Source organism: Pseudomonas psychrophila HA-4 (assembly GCF_000282975.1).
Taxonomy (GTDB): Bacteria; Pseudomonadota; Gammaproteobacteria; order Pseudomonadales; family Pseudomonadaceae; genus Aquipseudomonas; species Aquipseudomonas psychrophila_A.
Window position 1 is genome coordinate 88,148 of record NZ_ALJC01000087.1, and the last position, 16,868, is coordinate 105,015.

Annotated in this window: 13 protein-coding genes, 1 tRNA gene and 5 pseudogenes; 14 read left to right on the forward strand and 5 right to left on the reverse strand. The window is 55.3% G+C overall.

The window, feature by feature from the left end; translation table 11 throughout:
* Positions 1-31 precede the first annotated feature (31 nt).
* The 3 genes and pseudogenes from pgsA to B347_RS26925 all read left to right on the forward strand — a co-directional run.
* The gene (gene pgsA / locus B347_RS0112535) at positions 32-589 is read left to right on the forward strand and encodes a CDP-diacylglycerol--glycerol-3-phosphate 3-phosphatidyltransferase (protein ID WP_019410046.1); all 558 of its coding nucleotides are present in this window, start codon (positions 32-34) and stop codon (positions 587-589) included.
* A 66-nt stretch (positions 590-655) separates the two neighbouring features.
* A tRNA-Gly gene (locus tag B347_RS0112540) sits at positions 656-731 on the forward strand.
* Between the two features lie 230 nt (positions 732-961).
* Positions 962-1,541: pseudogene (locus B347_RS26925) on the forward strand (tyrosine-type recombinase/integrase); the annotation flags it as partial.
* Between the two features lie 107 nt (positions 1,542-1,648).
* Here B347_RS26925 and B347_RS25445 read toward each other — a convergent pair.
* The 4 genes and pseudogenes from B347_RS25445 to B347_RS27170 all read right to left on the reverse strand — a co-directional run.
* A pseudogene (locus tag B347_RS25445) lies at positions 1,649-2,045 on the reverse strand (DUF2895 family protein); the annotation flags it as partial.
* A gap of 86 nt (positions 2,046-2,131) precedes the next feature.
* Positions 2,132-2,311 (reverse strand): annotated as a pseudogene (locus tag B347_RS24940) (DUF3487 family protein); the annotation flags it as partial.
* A 115-nt stretch (positions 2,312-2,426) separates the two neighbouring features.
* On the reverse strand, positions 2,427-2,525 hold the full coding sequence (locus B347_RS27165; protein ID WP_085983210.1) for an RAQPRD family integrative conjugative element protein: 99 nt from the start codon (positions 2,523-2,525) through the stop codon (positions 2,427-2,429).
* A gap of 22 nt (positions 2,526-2,547) precedes the next feature.
* Positions 2,548-2,670, reverse strand: a pseudogene (locus B347_RS27170) (RAQPRD family integrative conjugative element protein); the annotation flags it as partial.
* A 173-nt stretch (positions 2,671-2,843) separates the two neighbouring features.
* On the opposite strand from B347_RS27170, the gene B347_RS25590 reads away from it, so the two are divergent.
* On the forward strand, positions 2,844-3,908 hold the full coding sequence (locus tag B347_RS25590; protein WP_019410050.1) for an RHS repeat-associated core domain-containing protein: 1,065 nt from the start codon (positions 2,844-2,846) through the stop codon (positions 3,906-3,908).
* 407 nt (positions 3,909-4,315) lie between these two features.
* Here B347_RS25590 and B347_RS0112565 read toward each other — a convergent pair whose 3' ends face one another.
* On the reverse strand, positions 4,316-5,695 hold the full coding sequence (locus B347_RS0112565; protein ID WP_019410051.1) for an NAD-dependent succinate-semialdehyde dehydrogenase: 1,380 nt from the start codon (positions 5,693-5,695) through the stop codon (positions 4,316-4,318).
* Between the two features lie 331 nt (positions 5,696-6,026).
* Here B347_RS0112565 and B347_RS0112570 point away from each other — a divergent pair, with 331 nt between their 5' ends.
* The 10 genes and pseudogenes from B347_RS0112570 to B347_RS0112625 all read left to right on the forward strand — a co-directional run bounded on the left by B347_RS0112570 (position 6,027) and on the right by B347_RS0112625 (position 16,657).
* Positions 6,027-7,271: a CaiB/BaiF CoA transferase family protein gene (locus tag B347_RS0112570; RefSeq protein WP_237719125.1), complete on the forward strand. Its 1,245-nt coding sequence runs from the start codon at positions 6,027-6,029 to the stop codon at positions 7,269-7,271.
* A complete protein-coding gene (locus B347_RS0112575; protein ID WP_019410053.1) occupies positions 7,268-8,044 on the forward strand; it encodes an enoyl-CoA hydratase in 777 nt (258 codons plus the stop codon). Before B347_RS0112570 ends, B347_RS0112575 begins: the two co-directional genes overlap by 4 nt.
* Positions 8,045-8,073: 29 nt before the next feature.
* Positions 8,074-8,865: an enoyl-CoA hydratase-related protein gene (locus B347_RS0112580; RefSeq protein ID WP_019410054.1), complete on the forward strand. Its 792-nt coding sequence runs from the start codon at positions 8,074-8,076 to the stop codon at positions 8,863-8,865.
* A 54-nt stretch (positions 8,866-8,919) separates the two neighbouring features.
* On the forward strand, positions 8,920-10,245 hold the full coding sequence (locus tag B347_RS24950; protein WP_019410055.1) for an MFS transporter: 1,326 nt from the start codon (positions 8,920-8,922) through the stop codon (positions 10,243-10,245).
* A gap of 36 nt (positions 10,246-10,281) precedes the next feature.
* Complete coding sequence (locus B347_RS0112590) at positions 10,282-11,181, forward strand: LysR substrate-binding domain-containing protein (RefSeq protein ID WP_050997503.1); 900 nt, start codon at positions 10,282-10,284, stop codon at positions 11,179-11,181.
* A gap of 40 nt (positions 11,182-11,221) precedes the next feature.
* Positions 11,222-12,157 carry an AraC family transcriptional regulator gene (locus B347_RS0112595; protein WP_019410057.1) on the forward strand — a complete coding sequence of 312 codons (936 nt, stop codon included), beginning with the start codon at positions 11,222-11,224 and terminating at the stop codon, positions 12,155-12,157.
* Between the two features lie 100 nt (positions 12,158-12,257).
* Positions 12,258-12,698, forward strand: a pseudogene (locus B347_RS24955) (cytochrome b/b6 domain-containing protein); the annotation flags it as partial.
* The gene (locus B347_RS0112605; RefSeq protein ID WP_019410059.1) at positions 12,691-13,461 is read left to right on the forward strand and encodes a molybdopterin-dependent oxidoreductase; all 771 of its coding nucleotides are present in this window, start codon (positions 12,691-12,693) and stop codon (positions 13,459-13,461) included. The pseudogene B347_RS24955 and the gene B347_RS0112605, both read left to right, overlap by 8 nt.
* A gap of 752 nt (positions 13,462-14,213) precedes the next feature.
* Positions 14,214-14,891, forward strand: coding sequence for a hypothetical protein (locus tag B347_RS0112620; RefSeq protein ID WP_157786887.1), 678 nt, complete (start codon positions 14,214-14,216; stop codon positions 14,889-14,891).
* A 686-nt stretch (positions 14,892-15,577) separates the two neighbouring features.
* Complete coding sequence (locus B347_RS0112625) at positions 15,578-16,657, forward strand: hypothetical protein (protein WP_237719126.1); 1,080 nt, start codon at positions 15,578-15,580, stop codon at positions 16,655-16,657.
* The last annotated feature ends 211 nt before the right edge of the window (positions 16,658-16,868 follow it).

The following is a 16,868-nucleotide window of genomic DNA, read 5'->3' on the forward strand; positions in this document are numbered from 1 at the left end:
ATGCCCCCTCACCTCGTAGCCAGTTGTGCCGATGAATATCCCTAATTTGATCACCGTTCTACGCGTTCTTCTGATTCCATTCTTTATCTTGCTGTTTTATCTCCCTTACAGCTGGAGTTATGCAGCTGCCAGCTCAGTCTTCGCATTTGCGGCCGCAACCGATTGGCTGGATGGTTACTTGGCTCGACGACTGGAGCAGAGCACGCCGTTTGGCGCCTTTCTGGATCCTGTGGCTGACAAATTGATGGTGGCAGTGGCGCTGGTGTTGCTGGTGCAAGAACATCACAATTTCTGGCTGACCTTGCCGGCCGCGGTAATTATTGGTCGTGAAATTGTTATCTCCGCCTTGCGTGAGTGGATGGCAGAACTGGGCGCTCGGGCACAGGTTGCGGTCTCTAACATGGGCAAATGGAAAACCGCTGCGCAAATGCTGGCTTTGGTCATCTTATTGGCCAATCCTTCCGACTTCAGCTTCTGGGTTTTGGTCGGCTATGCGTTGTTGCTAGTGGCTGCAGGGCTGACGTTGTGGTCGATGGTTCAATATCTGCGGGCCGCCTGGCCGCATTTGAAGACCACCTCTACAAAATAAATAAAACTTTTCGAATCAAGGGGTTGACGCATTCTTTGATTTCTATAGAATGCGCACCACCAAGACGCGGGAATAGCTCAGTTGGTAGAGCACGACCTTGCCAAGGTCGGGGTCGCGAGTTCGAGTCTCGTTTCCCGCTCCAAATATTGCGCTGCAGAGTTCTGCTGAATTCTGTAAGCGATTGAAACAAGGACCTTCGGGTCCTTTTTTCGTTCCGCCAGCATCCACCGAAAGCCACGGGTATCCGGATGTTTTTAGTCCAGAATCTAGTCCATAAAAAGTGGACGGCTTTGAGATCGGATTGTTCAAGGAGCCCGACGAGTCATTATCTGAGCATCTATCCCTGAATCCAACTTTCAGGAGGCTAGAAGCATGGTACTTTCAGATGCTGCCGTCCGGCAGGCCAAGCCCACCGGCAAGCAAATGCGCAGTCCTTGGGCAACTACCCGCAAGTCAGTTTGCGTGAAGCGCGTTCCCGTCGGGATTAGGCGCACAAGTTGTTGACGCAAGGGGTCAATCCCCAGTTGCAGCGTCGACGCAGCCGCGAGTCCCACCGGCTGGCGGAAGAAAACACATTCCATAACCTGTTTGATCGATGGGTCGAGAACCGGTCGCTGACCCTCAAAGAGGCGCGTCAAAGCACGCTGTCTCAAATCCGCCGGATCTTTGGCAAGGATGTGTTGCCCACATCGAGCGGCGTAGCGCTTTCACCACCGCAGAGAAGTGCCGGACCTGGTTCAACCAGTTGTTCCGTTTCGCCATGGTTAAGATCCCAGGACTTGAACAGAACCCGGCGTCTGACCTAGATGTGGTGGCCCTGCCCAAGCCGCCAGTCATCCATTAACCCTTCCTGCGCATGGCTGAGCTGCCCGCGTTGCTACACACCCTGCGTGAACATGGCGGGATGTTGCAAACACAGTTGACGATTCGTTTGTTGCTGTTGACTGGGTTACCAGGGTTCCTCGCCGTTGTCGTCGGGGGTGCGGCCAATGTGTTGTGGTGCTTCGCTGTAGCAGCCAGCGCCAGACCGAAGGGATTGCGTTCGGGGTCGATGTCCAGTCGCACCAGCGCCCGCTTGACCTGTTCGGCACCGTAGTATTCGTCAGCGCTCAGATCCAGGGTGACGATCCAGTCGTCGTTGGATATAGCCTTGGCCCGTGCTGTCGCGCCGACGGGTTGCTTCGTCGAGCAGAAACACCCGGCAGGCCGGGGTCAGGTGCGAGGACAGCGCCCGGATGTTGCGCGGGTAATCGTCCTCACCATTGGTGGGCCAACGGTTGAGATGCCGGAAGATGTAGAAGGCAAAGCTGTACACCGTGCCCGGCGGCACCTCCCACCACTTGCGCACACTGCCTGAGCGCAAATCGGGCGGGAGAGGGGTGGTCAGGTCGCGTGGAGCGCTCCACCAACCGACCGCTCGCAGGGCTGTCAGCGCCAGCAATTCCATCGCGCCCATGCCTCTGCAGGTGTGTGACCTCACTCTTAAAACGGGTCATGCCCTGCTCTGACGCGTACGCCAGGCCACTGAACGCTGGATCAAGCCATCGCCACGCTGTGCCTCAGCCAGGCCAGCGGCAGCTCTGTGAGCCCTCCCAAGGCGGCACTGATACCCGTGCAAGTCCATAATTCATCGGCAGTCAGGCCGCGCACGACCACTGGCTGGCGGTTCAAGCGGTGGGGCAAAAAGGTCAGTGTTAGATTGGGTCGTGATGCGCTTTGCATGCAACGCCCCTACGCCCCACAACAGCAGCACGGCGAACACCCCGCAATCAACAGCGATGCACTGGCTCCGGGCGTAAACCCGCCATGGGCCAGGATGGCGGCACTTTGCTTGCTACTAAGACTCATGACTGGCCTCGACCTCGCGGCGATAGTCCCCGGACAACGGCAGCGGATCGCGCGGTTGAGCACGTCGGGGGCTCAAGTGGTCACGGATGCCTTAACGCATGTGCTGCACGTCATCGTAAAAGCGGGGGGTAGTCGAAGTGGTAGCGCGAGGTGTCGCCGCGGGGCAGGTGGGCACTGTCTTCGGCCAGGCGCTCGATCAGGTCGATTTGGCGCACAAGGGTGGCCAGATGGGTGGGGTCGCTGGCAAATAATGCACAGGTCTGAACTGCCGGATTGCTTGATCACGGTATTTTTTATGTGTGCATGAATGCGATAGGTAAGTGATGTTGACCTATCATTTCTGATAGCTATCCCGCCAGTAAGTATTGGAGCAAACTCTATACAACAGTTCTCTAAGGTGAAGGCGATGAATGTGAAAAATAGTGTTCCTGTGAGCAGTTATTCATACGATCCATTGGATCGCATTAACTCGCAGACGCAGCATAGTATGAGTGGTCGCATTCAGCGTTTTTACTGTGATGATTTGTTGGCGACAATAACTCAAGGTGCCGAGGGATTTTCTTTTTTTCGGAAAATGGAAATGCTGTTGGGCTTTCAAGAGCGGACGGTAAAAGGTGGTGTGACGAGTTTGCTGTGTGTTGATCAGCAAAACACCGTGATAATTGGGTGGTCAGGTCTTGAAGTGCGCGGTCGCGTATATACGGCGTATGGGTATGATTGTTCAGAGTGTGAAAGTTCGTTTTCAGCCGGGTACATCGGTGAGTGTAAGGAGCCGCTGCTTGGGATCTATCTCTTGGGTAATGGGTATCGGGCGTATAACAGTGTGTTAATGAGGTTCAGTAGTCCCGACTCGTTAAGTCCATTTTATGAGGGGGGCATGAACTCCTATGCCTATTGCAAAAACAATCCGATTAATTATCAGGATAATAGTGGGCACAACCCTTGGGGCACCCTGGCAAGGGCGCTGACTCAAGGGATGATGCCTATAAAGACTTCAAGCCCGTTATCCGTTGCAGCTGATATTGCCCATGATGCGGGCTCCAAAGCGGGCCGAGTGGTACCTGAGGGGTATCAGCTTGTCGGGTATCATGGATCAAAATCAAAGCATATAGAAAACTTGGCAAACAATGGCCTTGATCCAGGTTTTATTGGCAGTAATATAGGTACCTTGTATGGGCCTGGATTTTATACTGCACCAAATATAAATACTGCTCGTTTTTATGCGAAGCCATCGCAAAGATTTAATGGTGTTGGGTTGAAGAAACCCAATAGTGTTGGTGCCGTGTATGTTAAAAACTTGCCAGCGAAGAAACGCGGGGTTGATTTTGACCATATTGCTGGTAATGGCCTCTTGCAAGAGCTGGTGGTAATTCGCAAGAGGATGTATAAAGATGTTGTAGTTATTCCGGTGGCGACATTTAAAAAAATGGAACGTCCGACGGATCATTCTGTTTTTTCAAATTCGCAGTAGATGATGAGTGATACATTGGTGAGTGTTGGATGTGTGAGGGGTGTGGTTCTGTTGTTTATGTATTATCGGGGGAGTGTCAGACAAGCACATGATTCAATAAAACCTACTTGATGGCAGGCTGTATTTCAGTGCTTAATATCCAAGCTCTCCGAGAATTTGGGCTGCCTTCGTCCTCCCACACATAGATACTTGGCCAATGATGTGTCATTTCTCGTGCCTGCCGATTGGACGGGCATTGACATACTTGACTCTCGGCCTACCAGAAGCAAGGTTCCGGCCATGACGAACTACTCCAACACCTTTTAAGAAACTCTCAACTGTGCGCGCTCGCTCATTGTCGCAGACGAGTACAACGGCTTCAGTGTGCGCGGAGTGAGCGTGGCACTCTGCGCATTGTCAACTGAGGGTTACAACTGGGCGCCAGCCATTAGCACGTATTTAACGTGCACGTATTCCTCGATGCCGTAGTAGCTGCCTTCGCGGCCATAGCCTGATTGCTTGATACCGCCGAACGGAATCGAGACGGTGCCGACAGAGCCCGAGTTAAGGATTACCATACCGGCCTCAAGCTGGCGGGAGAGTCGCAGGGAACGCCCCAGCGCACTGGTATAGGCGTAGGCGACAAGGCCGAACTCGGTCTGGTTGGCGCGTTCAATGACTTGCGCTTCAGTGGAGAACGAATAGACGGCGAATACGGGCCCAAAAATTTCATTCTTCGCCAGCGGTGAGTCGTCTGTCAGGCCCGTGAGGAGGGTCGGCTCATAAAACAGCCCGCCCTTGGCGTGGGGTTTGCCGCCCAGCAGCACCTTGGCGCCTGCGACCTTGGCCTGCTCGACAAGCGCGACGACTTTTTCGAAGCCGTTCCGGTTGATCATCGGGCCCACCACGAAATCTTCCCGTAATCCCTGATCGACATCGATGGCCTGCACGGCACTCTTCACTTTGTCCAGGAACGACTCGATGATGGTGTCCTGTACGAAAATCCGGTTTGGCGAGATGCACACCTGGCCGGAGTTACGTAGCTTGGCACCCACCAGCCCCTTGACCGCTTCGTCGATGTTGGCGTCGTCGAACACAATAAAAGGTGCGTTGCCCCCCAGCTCCAGGGTCATTTTCTTGATGGTCTGCGCGCATTGCGCCGCCAACAACTTGCCAACGTTGGTAGAGCCTGTGAACGACACTTTGCGGATCCGCGGGTCGGAGGTAATGATCTCGCCGATCTGCTTCGGATCGCCCACCACCATTTCCAGAACGCCTTGCGCAATACCGGCCATACGCGCATGTTCCAGCAGTTTGAAAGCGGTCAGAGGCGTGTCTTCCGCAGGCTTGATGATCATGGTACAGCCAGCCGCCAGGGCGGTAGCGACCTTACGGGTGATCATCATGAACGGGAAGTTCCACGGTGTGATGGCGGCCACGGGCCCGACGGGCTCCTTGATGACCACCACTGAAGCATTCTTGTCATGGGTAGGGATGGTGTCCCCATAGACGCGCTTGGCTTCTTCGGCGTACCACTCGATGAACCCCAACCCGTAATCGATTTCGCCACGGGCTTCGGTCAGGCACTTGCCGTTTTCCTTCGACAGCAACTCAGCGAACGCTTCCTTGTCTGCCTTAACGCTGTCAAACCAGCGGCGAAGGATGTCGCTGCGTTCCTTGGCCAGCTTGCCGGACCACTCGGGAAAGGCTGCGCAGGTGCGGTCGACGGCTGCGTTCACGGCGGCCGCATCACTTTGCTGAACGCGGCCGACTTCGCTGCCATCGGCTGGGTTGTAGACGACTAACATGGGCTGATCTCCAATCGTTGCTATTGATTCAGTACAAACGCTGAGAGCCCAAGTTACGGTGTGCGAGTAGTCCTGCGAATGCCGGTTTATCTCCATTGCTTGCCTAATCCAATATCGGGCAAGTCCGTGATGAAACGGATCTGCAAGACGGCGTGCGCGCATACAACTCAAACAATGGCCACGTCGATTGCGCTCCATGCAGGAAGTTCTGACCGACAATTCTGATGCAGTCACCGTCATCAGTTGCCCTTAACAAAAACTCAAGTCCCCCCGCTTATAAAGTCGATAGCGGCGCCAAGACCGCTTTCCCTATCCTCGATCTCATCGATTAATGGCACATACACGTGCGCAACAGGGTGTGACGATGCTGACCGACAGCTTGAAAAACATAAAGGTTGTGGACTTCTCGCATATTGTGGCGGGCCCGGTGTGCGGCATGTTGCTGGGGGATATGGGCGCGGACGTGATCAAGGTCGAGCCGCTGGGTGGCGAGCTGGGACGCGCCATCGGTCCGCCTTGGCAGCAGCACCAGAGCGTGACGTCGCTCAGCGTTAACCGCAACAAGCGCGGTATTGCCTTGGACTTGAAAAGTGTCGACGGTAAGGGGGTCGCTCTGGCGTTGATGCGCGACGCCGATGTGGTGATCGAAAGTTTTCGGCCCGGTGTCATGGCCCGGCTCGGCCTAGATTACGACACCGTCAAAGCGCTGAACCCGGCGGTGGTCTACTGCTCGATTTCCGCCTACGGACAGAAGGGGGCACTGCACAAACGGCCTGGCGTCGACGGCAACATTCAGGCAGTGACCGGGTTGATGAGCATGCTGGGCAACCCTGGCTCCACGCCTTGTAAAGTACCGATCCCCATTGCCGACATGGTCACCGCCTACCTGTCATCGATATCGATACTCGCTTCTCTGCATGGACGTCTGCATCAGCGCAGTGGCGAGCACTTGGACGTGAGTCTCTACAACTGCACATTGATGTTGCAACACCTGTCGCTGAGCAGCTTTCTGGCCACCGGCCAAACCCCTGAAAAAACTGGCAGCGCAGCACCTTACGCGGCGCCGAATGAAGCATTCAAAACTGCCGACGGCTGGATCATGGTCGCGGCCTATCACCCCGCGCGGTGGACTGCGCTTTGCCGTTTGCTGGAGCTGCCAGAGCTCGTGCAGGATAAGCGATTCCTCGACAACCCGGCCCGGGTGCAGAACCGCGCCGAACTGCACCCTTTGCTGGAGCAACGACTCGTCTGTCATACGTCCGCTTACTGGCTGCAAGCGCTGGAACAGCAGGACATCCTGTGTGCTCCGGTCGCCAATTATGACGAACTGACCAGCACCGATCACTACCGCCAGAGCGGTGTCGAGGTCGAGCTTGCGCATGTTGAGGCGGGTGTTTTGCGCATGCCTGGCTTTGCCATTAACAGCCATCCGGGCGCGCCGCTGATGCCACCCCCAGCCGTGGGTGAACACACCGTCGAAATCCTTGCCGCGCTAGGCTTCAGCGAGCTGCAAATAGTCGCGCTCGAGGCTGTAGGCGCGGTTGGTGTGCATTCACGCCAGGCGGTGACGGCATGACCGCGTCTCTCTTGCAGTTGGAGCGGCACGGCGCCGTTGCGTTGGTCACGTTGGCCAGCCACAACACCCTCAACCCGCTGACCAGCGAGTTGATGAAGGAGTTGGGCAGGGTTCTGCAAACCCTGGATGCCGACACCGATACCCGCGCGATCGTACTCACCGGCTCGGTGCGAGCTTTCGCGGCCGGAGCCGATATTCAGGCGATGGCGAAAATGACCTATGCACAAGCCGTTCAGGACAATTACCTCGCGGCGGAGTGGCAGGCACTCAGCACCGCACGCAAACCGTTGGTGGCTGCCGTGCGCGGCTACGCGCTGGGCGGTGGCTGCGAGTTGGCCATGCTCTGCGACATTGTCGTCGCGGGTGAAAACGCGTTGTTCGGCCAGCCAGAAATCAAACTGGGCCTGGTCCCGGGAGCAGGCGGCACTCAGCGCCTGCCACGGGCTGTCGGGAAGTCCTTGGCGATGGAAATGAACCTGACTGGCGAGCCAATCACAGCTGCCCAGGCACGGGACTGCGGGTTGGTGTCGAGGGTGGTGGCGGATGAGGAGGTCACCCGCGTTGCGCTGGGACTCGCGCAGTTGATAGCACGGCATTCGCTACCGGTGCTGCTGACGGTCAAGGCCGCCACTGCACGAGCGTTCGAAAGCACGCTCGCAGAAGGATTGGTCTACGAGAGAAGCGCCTTCCACGCCAGCTTCGCCCTTGATGATCAACGCGAGGGTTGCGACGCTTTCCTTGAGCGTCGTGCTCCATTCTTTACCCACCAGTAACCACACCGATCAACAAGAGAGCGTGCGCCATGAACCCCGAGAAAACCGATCTGGTTCTGATCGAACAACGCGGTGCTGTCCTGCACCTGACCCTCAATGGCGGGGAAACCGGCAATGCTCTGGCGACCCCCATGTGCGTGGCCTTGGCCGAGGCGCTGGAAAGCGTAAACGGCCGCACCGATGTTCACTGCGTGGTGCTGCGCGGCAATGGCCGGCACTTTTGCACCGGTGGCAATGTGAAGGACATGCACAGCGGCGCGGACCTGATGCAGGGCGCTACTGAAGAGGTGCTTGAAGGCCTGCGCCGTTATCTACATCGCATAACGCTGGCCATGCAGGCTGTGGAGGTCCCGGTGATCGCGGCGATCAATGGTTCGGCGATTGGTGCGGGACTGGACCTAGCGATGATGTGCGATCTGCGAATTGCGGTGAAAGATGCCCGCATGGCGGAAAGCTTTCTGCGTCTGGGATTGATCTCGGGCATCGGCGGTGCTTGGTTCCTGATTCGCGCCGTGGGCCTTGCTAAAGCCATGGAAATGACCCTGACCAGTCAGTTTCACACTGCCGACGAAGCCCTGCAGATGGGCTTGATCAACCGCGTGGTGGAGGCTGAAGAGTTGGACAACGTGGTCGACGAATTGGCTCGTTCGATTGCCGCTGCGCCGCCCAAGGCGCTTCGACTGGCCAAGCGCCTGGTACGTCAGGCAGCCACCAGTGATCTGTCGCAGGCACTCGAGACCGCAGGCAGTGTGCAAGCGATTCTGCTGTGCGGCGCTGAGCATAAGACGGCGGTTCGAGCTTTTCTCACGTCGACCGACTAACGCCTGCGCGGGCTGTTTATCCGCTGTAAGCCCATAATAATAAGGACCTCATCAATGGACATCGCCGCACTCTCAGGATTTGCCCGGCCGAGCATGTCACGGGTGGTTGGCACCGCCAGCTTCGGCACCCTGCTCGAATATTATGATTTCCTCGTCTACGTCGCCCTGAGCAGCACTTTGCGCGCCTTGTTCCTGCCTGAGTTCGACCCGTTTGTTTCTTCGATCCTTACGGCCGGTACATTTGGTGTTGCCTATCTGGCGCGGCCGCTGGGCACGCTGATATTCAGCCCAATGTCTGACCGCATCGGACGTAAACGTGCGTTTGTCATCACCCTAGTACTGATGGGCACATCGACGGTTCTGATGGGGTGCTTGCCGACCTATCAATCCGCCGGAATACTCGCACCGGCATGCCTGTTGCTACTTCGCATCGTTCAAGGCATCGCGTTGGGCGGCGAGTATGGCTCCGCGGCGGTGTATGTCATGGAACATGCGCCACATGAGCGACGCGGACTGTTTACCAGTTTCTTGCAGAGCACGGCCAGCCTGGGCCTGTTGCTCGCGCTGCTAGTGGTCTCTCTGCTGAACCTTTACCTGTCACCCTCCGACTTTGCAGCTTGGGGCTGGCGGGTGCCTTTTCTGGTCTCGGCGCCGATTGTCCTCGTCGCCACTTACATTCGCCTCGGCATGGAGGAAACGCCGGTGTTCCAGACGCTCAAGGAAAAGGGTGAAGTATCGCGCTCGCCATTGGCCGACACACTGGGGAGCCGGGCGTCATGGAAGAACCTGTTGGTGGCCGTGTTTGGCGCGCAGGGTGGAACTTCGGTGACCTTGTACACCTCGATCATCTACATGCTGTATTTCTTACAGAATGTGCTGGCGGTGCCAGTCTTCGAGGCTAATGTGTGTGTGGGTGTCGCCATCCTCATAGCAGCGCCGTTGTACCCGCTGTTCGGCGCGGTCAGCGATCGCTATGGCCGGGCATGGGTGATGCTGATCGGCATGGTGCTGTGGGCGGCAGTCGCTTATCCCTGTTTTGCGCAAATTGTCGCGTCGGCGAAAATTCACGCCTGGCCCGTGGTGACCGCCTGTATTACGCTGCTCGCGGCATTGACGGCGATGGTTATGGCGCCACTGCCAGCGTTCATTGCCGACAGCTTTCCACCGCAGAGCCGAACCACAGGGTTTGGGTTGTCGCAGCAGATTGGCAACATCCTGTTTGGTGGTTTCCTGCCGATGATCAGCCTGGCGTTGGTCAATTGGAGCGGCAACCCGCTGGCAGGCATTGTTTACTCGATCATCTCGCTGTTGCCGTGCATTCTTGTGGCTGCGGTCTGGGGAGTACGCCTTGACCGCAAGCGCAGTTCCGTTTCTCAATAGGTGCAGCCATCAGCGGCGATATCCGGGGGATTTTCAGTGAACACCAGAGGCGCTCATTCCCGGCCCTTGCCGCCGCTCAATCCACTCAAGGCTTTCGAGGCCACTGGCCGGTCGCTCAGCGTTACGCGTGCGGCTGACGAGCTGTCGGTGACGCCGGCGGCTGTCAGTCGCCAGATCAAGGCGCTGGAGGAATACCTGTCAGTGCAGTTGTTCAAACGCATGCCCACTGGTTTGGAACTGACGTCCGCTGGCGCGCGCTACTTGGCGGACATCGTGCCGCTGTTCAACGCGCTGCGCGAGTCCACCAACGTCATTGTCGGTGGTTCGACGCGCCGACAGTTGCTCAAGATCCGCGCCCCCGCGACGTTTGCTGTGCGCTGGCTGATTCCTCGCTTGGCTGGATTTCACATTGCCCACCCGGCGATCGACGTGCAGTTGACCACGTCGCCCGCAGCGTTGGATTTTGAGCATGAAGACCTTGATGGGGGGATCCAACTGGGCGGTGGTGACTGGCCGAACACGGGGACGCAATTGCTCACCCCCAATGAGCTGGTTCCTGTGGTGGGAGCGGGTTTTGTTGCCGACTTGCGCGCGCCGGAACAACTGGGCGATCAGGTGCTGCTGCACTCCCTTGCGCGCCTAGACGACTGGGCATTGTGGCTGCGGGAAGCCGGCGCCACTCAGTTCAATCCTTACAGCGGCATGCGCTACGAAACGTCGCTCCTGGCCTACCAGGCTGCAATCGAAGGCCACGGCGTGGCGATTGCGCAGAAATCGTTGGTGATCAAAGAATTGGAGGCCGGATTGCTGCGTATGCCCTTCGACCTGGTGATCGACCGCAAGAGCTTTTCCTATTATTTCGCGTGGCCGCTGAACACACCTGAGTCGGTGGCACTGACCCTGTTTCGTCAGTGGCTCGGACAGCGGGTCGTTTAAAACGCTGTACGCACAGTTTAACGTCGGAAAAAGGGGGTATATGAACCACAGTACCGAACGTATTCAGCGCATGGTCCAACTGATGAAACAGCTGGCCCCGCTGGAAGGCTATAACCTGAGCCCGTTGGACGGCATACGGTTTTTGCGCTCGAACCGTCCACTGACCAAAACGCCGGTGCTGTATGAGCCGGGCATCGTGATCCTGTGTCAGGGGCGCAAGCGCGGATACTTGGGCGACGACGTTTACATTTACGACGCGCAGCATTACTTGGTGGTATCGGTGCCGGTGCCGTTTACCATGGAATCCGATGCCAGCGAGGAAGAGCCGATGCTGGCTGTTTACATGCGACTGGATTTCAAGCTGGCCGGCGAGCTGATTATGGAAATCGACGACACTTTCGGGCCGACTCACGCCCGGCCCAGAGGCATTTATTCCTCGCCTATGGACGAGATGCTCAGCGAGTCGACTTTGCGTTTTATCGAAGCCATGAACCATCCGGTCGAGGCGCAGATCCTCGGGCCTTCGCTGGTGCGCGAAATCTATTACCGCGTCCTCGCCGGTGAGCAAGGCGGATCGATGCGCGCAGCGCTTGGCGCACAAGGACACTTCGCAAAAGTCACGCGCGCCATCCGCAAGATCCACAGCTGTTATCAGGAGCGATTAGACGTCGAGGCCTTGGCGCAGGAGGCGAGCATGAGCGTGCCCAGCTTCCATCTGCATTTTCGAGCCGTCACGGACTCCTCACCGATGCAATACCTGAAGTCAACCCGCCTGCATCAGGCCCGCCTGCTGATGCTGCGCAACGACGTGTCAGCCTCATCGGCGGCATTCCGCGTTGGCTACGAAAGCCCCTCGCAATTCAGCCGCGAATTCAAGCGCTTCTTTGGCCGCACGCCCCATGCAGAAATCGAATGGATGAAAGCTACTTACGCGCTCTCTGCGCAGACAGCGTCCATTTACGTTTCGTCGCACTGATCGCTGACCTACCTTCGCGCAGAGCGAGGCCCTACGTGCCGATCATTTCACCGGCAAGGTCCGCGAGGGATCTGCTTCATGTCGTGGTGATACCCCATCTGCATGTAGGTGGCTGCTGTTCATCAACGGCCTTGTCTACCTGCTTTACGGGATGATCAGTCGCCATTTCAAGCGTGATTTTTTGCCGATTGGGCTCTTGGCGCTCAAGCATGATTTGACGGATGCCTTGCGTTTTCGACTGGTACACGAGAAGGGCGTTTATAACGCAGTGCAGCGCCTGATGTATTGGGGGGTGCTGGCAGCAGGTGTGTTGGTTGTCGTCTCGGGGCTGGGGATCTGGAAGCCCATCCAACTGCACGAATTGGTGGTGCTCCTTGGCGGCTATGATGTTGCCCGATACGTGCATTTCGCGGCGATGGCAGTCATTGGCGCGTTCGTGGTTGTGCATCTGGCCCTGGTGATGTTGGTGCCGAAAACCTTGTTGCCGATGATCACGGGTGGCATACGGCCCCTTGAAAGCAGAAAAATCGACCATGACTGAGCCTAAAAAACGCGCGATTCAACGCATTAAACTTGAGCCCGCCCAGCAGCTCCAACTGGAAAATCTGCAGCGCCGGAATTTCCTCCGGGGTAGCTTGACTGTTGGTGCGATGGCGATGCTGAGCGGTTGTAACCTGCAGGACGGCGATCAGGTCGACAAGGTGCTCTGGGCCATGTCGCGCTGGAATGATCGGGTTCAGGCTTGGCTGTTTAGCGGCCAAAAACTGGCGCCGACCTTCACCAAGGCGCAAATGACCACGCCGTTTCCCTTCAACGCTTTTTATGGCGAGGACGATATCCCGCAAGTCGACCTGTCCGGTTATTCGCTTGCCGTTTCCGGGCGGGTACGGGACAAGGCGTCGTGGACGCTTGAAGGTTTGCGAAAGTTGCCGCAGCGCAGCGATATAACGCGCTTGATCTGCGTAGAAGGCTGGAGCGCCATCGGGCAATGGGGGGGCGTGCCGCTGAAAAGCTTTCTGGAACACATCGGGGCTGACACCACTGCCAAATTCGTCGGTTTCAAATGTGCTGATCGCTACTACTCAAGCCTCGACATGCCGACAGCATTGCATCCGCAAACACTGTTGGCACTGGACTTCGGTGAAGTTGCTCTGCCACCGGAGTATGGCTACCCACTGCGGGTTCGAGTTCCGACCAAATTGGGTTTTAAAAATCCCAAGCATATCGTTGAGGTCTTCGTCAGCAACGATAATCCAGGCGGATACTGGGAAGATCAGGGCTATAACTGGTTTAGCGGGATTTGATAAGGCGAATACAGCAAGGGAACGCGAACGATTTCGCACGGTATCCAGATGAGGATCGTGCCTGATAGCGTCACGGCGATAACCGCAGCATTCAGTCCGCCTTTGTAGGAACACCAACAATTAAATCGCTGCCACAGGCATCGGGTGCCACGTGTCGGGATCTTGAACAGGTTTGGGGCGCTGAAAAGCATTTATTGCCCGCTCATCAACCTCGCCGTGCTTCATCACTGAAGGCTTTCGCCCCGGCCCTTCCTCTTGCAGAGCCGTGTTTTGTAGCAGCTGTAGAAATATGCTTTTCATGCAGGCTGACGAGTATCCACTTCAATGGCTTGCAGCCGTGAGGGCTGACAACTACAAATAGTTATATAGCCACACATCTTTAGCATAGAGGTCTGCCATGCGCCGACTTGCCCGCATTTTTTCCGCTTTATTCCCTTTTGTTTTTCTGCCTCGGTCAGCGCTTTCAGCCTTGAGATGGATACTGTCGAAAAGTATTTCGGCGATAACCCACGCGCGACTAAGAGAGAGATCATTCCTGTGGTAGATCGCAAAGCTCCGGTTCACCAGGATCTCACTCGCATGACACTTGACTGTGGGACTAAGGGGTCACCTTGTGAGGCGTTAATTGCAGTCAATATTGACCCAAGCGACGTCATGCATGGTATCCGTTGGAACGACTTTCCTGCGTTTACCTCACTAAGAATCCCCCTAGCTGTGCTAAGCGAATTCTGCGAATCACAAACCAAAATGACGTGTCTTGTTATATCGCTGTGCTGGGTTCTTCATGGATGTATTCAGGAAAATTTCGTGATAACCCTGATTGGGCGATGACACAGCCATTCGTAGCCCGTGGGCATTTTGGAGACATGCAGTTTTGGCACGCCATGGCACCATCTAGGCAGACTGCAGGTGAAACTTATGACCTTATCCAGATGTGGATGGAATTCGCGTTCAGGGTCTCTCTGGGTGATTTAGACCTCAATGCGGATGTGTATGACGCTCCGGTATCGGGTTTGAAAAATTTTTTCTTGAAGGGGAGCCGCAGAGTCGGTGATCTTGTTGACTATCGCTACAACGATCACAAGGAGATGGCTAAGGGAGTTGCACTGGGGCAACTGCTGCATTTATCACAAGATTCGTTCGCGAAATGCCATTCGGATCGAGATAGTGAGGGCAAGTTGATCCGGTTTTACGATTACTCGGGACAGAGTAGCGGGGTCCACAAACGGTTTGATTCCGAGGCACGGGAAGTAGAGATAGCCACGACGAAACAGCTGAATCCAGTTGATTTTGGTCAGAGACTGCTTCGTCTTCGTGCTGAGTCGGTTTCGTGGGATGACGCGAAACCTAAGCTCTATGTGCTGGTTAAGGAGTACTTTCAGCCTAAAAATCCATACCTGCTGTCGCGCTTCGGCACAGACTGCATTTGAGGTAAATCGGCACCAACTGGCGTCGAACTCGGAACAACATATGTTTTCCGCACTGCGTATCGGCCGCAATACGGGTATGGAAAGACTCATCTCATCACTTTGGCAGTGTGGACATCTATCGGTAGGCAATGGATTTTGACGCACATATTGATTTTTGCTGTATCTGTTGCGAACACATAACGATTGGCACCACGAAGGATAGCTTCGCGAAAAATATGGCGACCGGTTTATCCAGTACGGTTTAGCGATTTTGTTTATTTGCCCGCGAAGAACTGAAGTTTCGGGTTTTTACCGTTTGGTGGAGTTCTATCAACATTACTTTTCAGCCGATTCAGAGTTGTACTAAATTCTGTGTTCTGAAGTCGGTTGGCTCCCAGCCTCCGAATACGGTATCTGGGCGACGTCAACACTGATCAAACTGTCCTCTTTGACTGGCGGATTCATATTCTCAGTCCTCTAGCGCTGGAGTGTCGGATCGGCACTGCCGTTTGGCGAGTTAAACCCGCAGCATTAGCCTTCTTGGCAGATGACCCGTAAGCCTTTTATGTATGTGCATCAGTGATACTGGCACTTTGCCGTGTCTGCTGCCATGCTTTCACGGATTAGGCCGATTATTGTGTCGTGCTATGGATCTTTGTCATGGAGTACAGGCGTTGGGTTTAGAGAAAAAAGTCCGGGCGGCAGAAATGAGTGTGCTCAACAGATATGGAGTAATGGCTGATTTATCTGCCTTGAAAGAAGAGCAGTTGGATCAAGCCCTTAAGGGTCGCGTGCCAGTGAAAATGGCGCCAGACATGACATTCGCCAGTTGGTGCGATCAACTGCTGGGGCAGAATGTCCGTGTGCCGGTTGCTCGTTTTGAGGACCCCGTTCCAGGTAAGACCAAGCTCAGTAAACTGGCAGTTGCACGTGACTTGTCCAAGAGCTTTAAGGCTCGTGACAGACAGCTCCAGGCCGCGCTCAACGAGGCTGAAAACCGGGTTGATCAATTGAAGGCTGAAATAAAAACACTGAAGCAAGGTTCGGCCCGTGCAGAACCGGTTATATCGGTATCACGTACCTCTGAAAGTTTGCGCTTTTGGTACTGCACAACCTCTGCTGCGTTGCAGAAAATTCTGGACGATACAAAAGAAATCGAAGGTCATATTTTTAGTCATCAAGGCCAGTTAAACAGGGATTATCGTAAACGGTTGTTTGAGGTTGTCTTACTCGCTTTGAACGATCTGGAAAGCATTGGTTTTTCAATTAATGCACACATGCACGACAATTCGAAAAAAGAGCCTGTTTCGCCGCCACTTATACTGCACCGGGGCCAAGTCCCTGATGCCGATGAGGTCGATGTTAAGCGCTTTGACTTTGTTATTAATGACATCCAAATCGATGGGTTTGAAGAGGCTCGTCAAAGCTTGAGTCTATGGCAGCCACAACCAACCGCTGACCCCGCTCGCCGTTTTAACTGCCACGTTCAAGTGACCGCAAGCCAACAGTTGGACCTGGATGAGGAGGAGTTATCGCACCTGTCCTACTTCATGCATAAATTATTTGAGAGCATTGCCAGGTCGGGTGATTCCAAAAAAAGAGGCTCATTGATTGAAAAGCTGGTTTTGTGCCAATTGCTATCCTTTACAGCACCGTGCATGCCAGGCAGATCACAACAAGGGCTCAGGCCGATAGTCTCAGAAGATCGTACTGCCAGCTCGGATGTCCCGGCCGGGGTGATAGTTGACCATCTTTTACAGGTACTTCGTGGGTCGATCTGGCGGTGAGCAGCCAATTGCGAATATGTTGAAAGTACCGATTAAGATCGAAAAATCTATTTAGGAGTACGGGCTGTGAATGCAGTGGTCGGTAAAAACTTTAAAGACTGGATGATACAGTCAGGTAAAGCTATAAACACAGCCAATAATTACTTGACGGGTGTGAACTTGGTAACACACCACTCTGGCAAGGATGTTTTGCAGATCACTAATCTTCCTG

Excerpts from the sequence above, each read along its gene's own strand:
- B347_RS0112580 (WP_019410054.1), top strand. The coding sequence starts at position 8,074 with ATGAACCCCGAGAAAACCGATCTGGTTCTGATCGAACAACGCGGTGCT.
- B347_RS0112605 (WP_019410059.1), top strand. The coding sequence starts at position 12,691 with ATGACTGAGCCTAAAAAACGCGCGATTCAACGCATTAAACTTGAGCCC.
- B347_RS25590 (WP_019410050.1), top strand. The coding sequence starts at position 2,844 with ATGAATGTGAAAAATAGTGTTCCTGTGAGCAGTTATTCATACGATCCA.
- B347_RS24950 (WP_019410055.1), top strand. The coding sequence starts at position 8,920 with ATGGACATCGCCGCACTCTCAGGATTTGCCCGGCCGAGCATGTCACGG.
- B347_RS0112575 (WP_019410053.1), top strand. The coding sequence starts at position 7,268 with ATGACCGCGTCTCTCTTGCAGTTGGAGCGGCACGGCGCCGTTGCGTTG.
- pgsA (WP_019410046.1), top strand. The coding sequence starts at position 32 with ATGAATATCCCTAATTTGATCACCGTTCTACGCGTTCTTCTGATTCCA.
- B347_RS0112595 (WP_019410057.1), top strand. The coding sequence starts at position 11,222 with ATGAACCACAGTACCGAACGTATTCAGCGCATGGTCCAACTGATGAAA.
- B347_RS0112565 (WP_019410051.1), bottom strand. The coding sequence starts at position 5,695 with ATGTTAGTCGTCTACAACCCAGCCGATGGCAGCGAAGTCGGCCGCGTT.
- B347_RS0112570 (WP_237719125.1), top strand. The coding sequence starts at position 6,027 with ATGGCACATACACGTGCGCAACAGGGTGTGACGATGCTGACCGACAGC.
- B347_RS0112625 (WP_237719126.1), top strand. The coding sequence starts at position 15,578 with ATGAGTGTGCTCAACAGATATGGAGTAATGGCTGATTTATCTGCCTTG.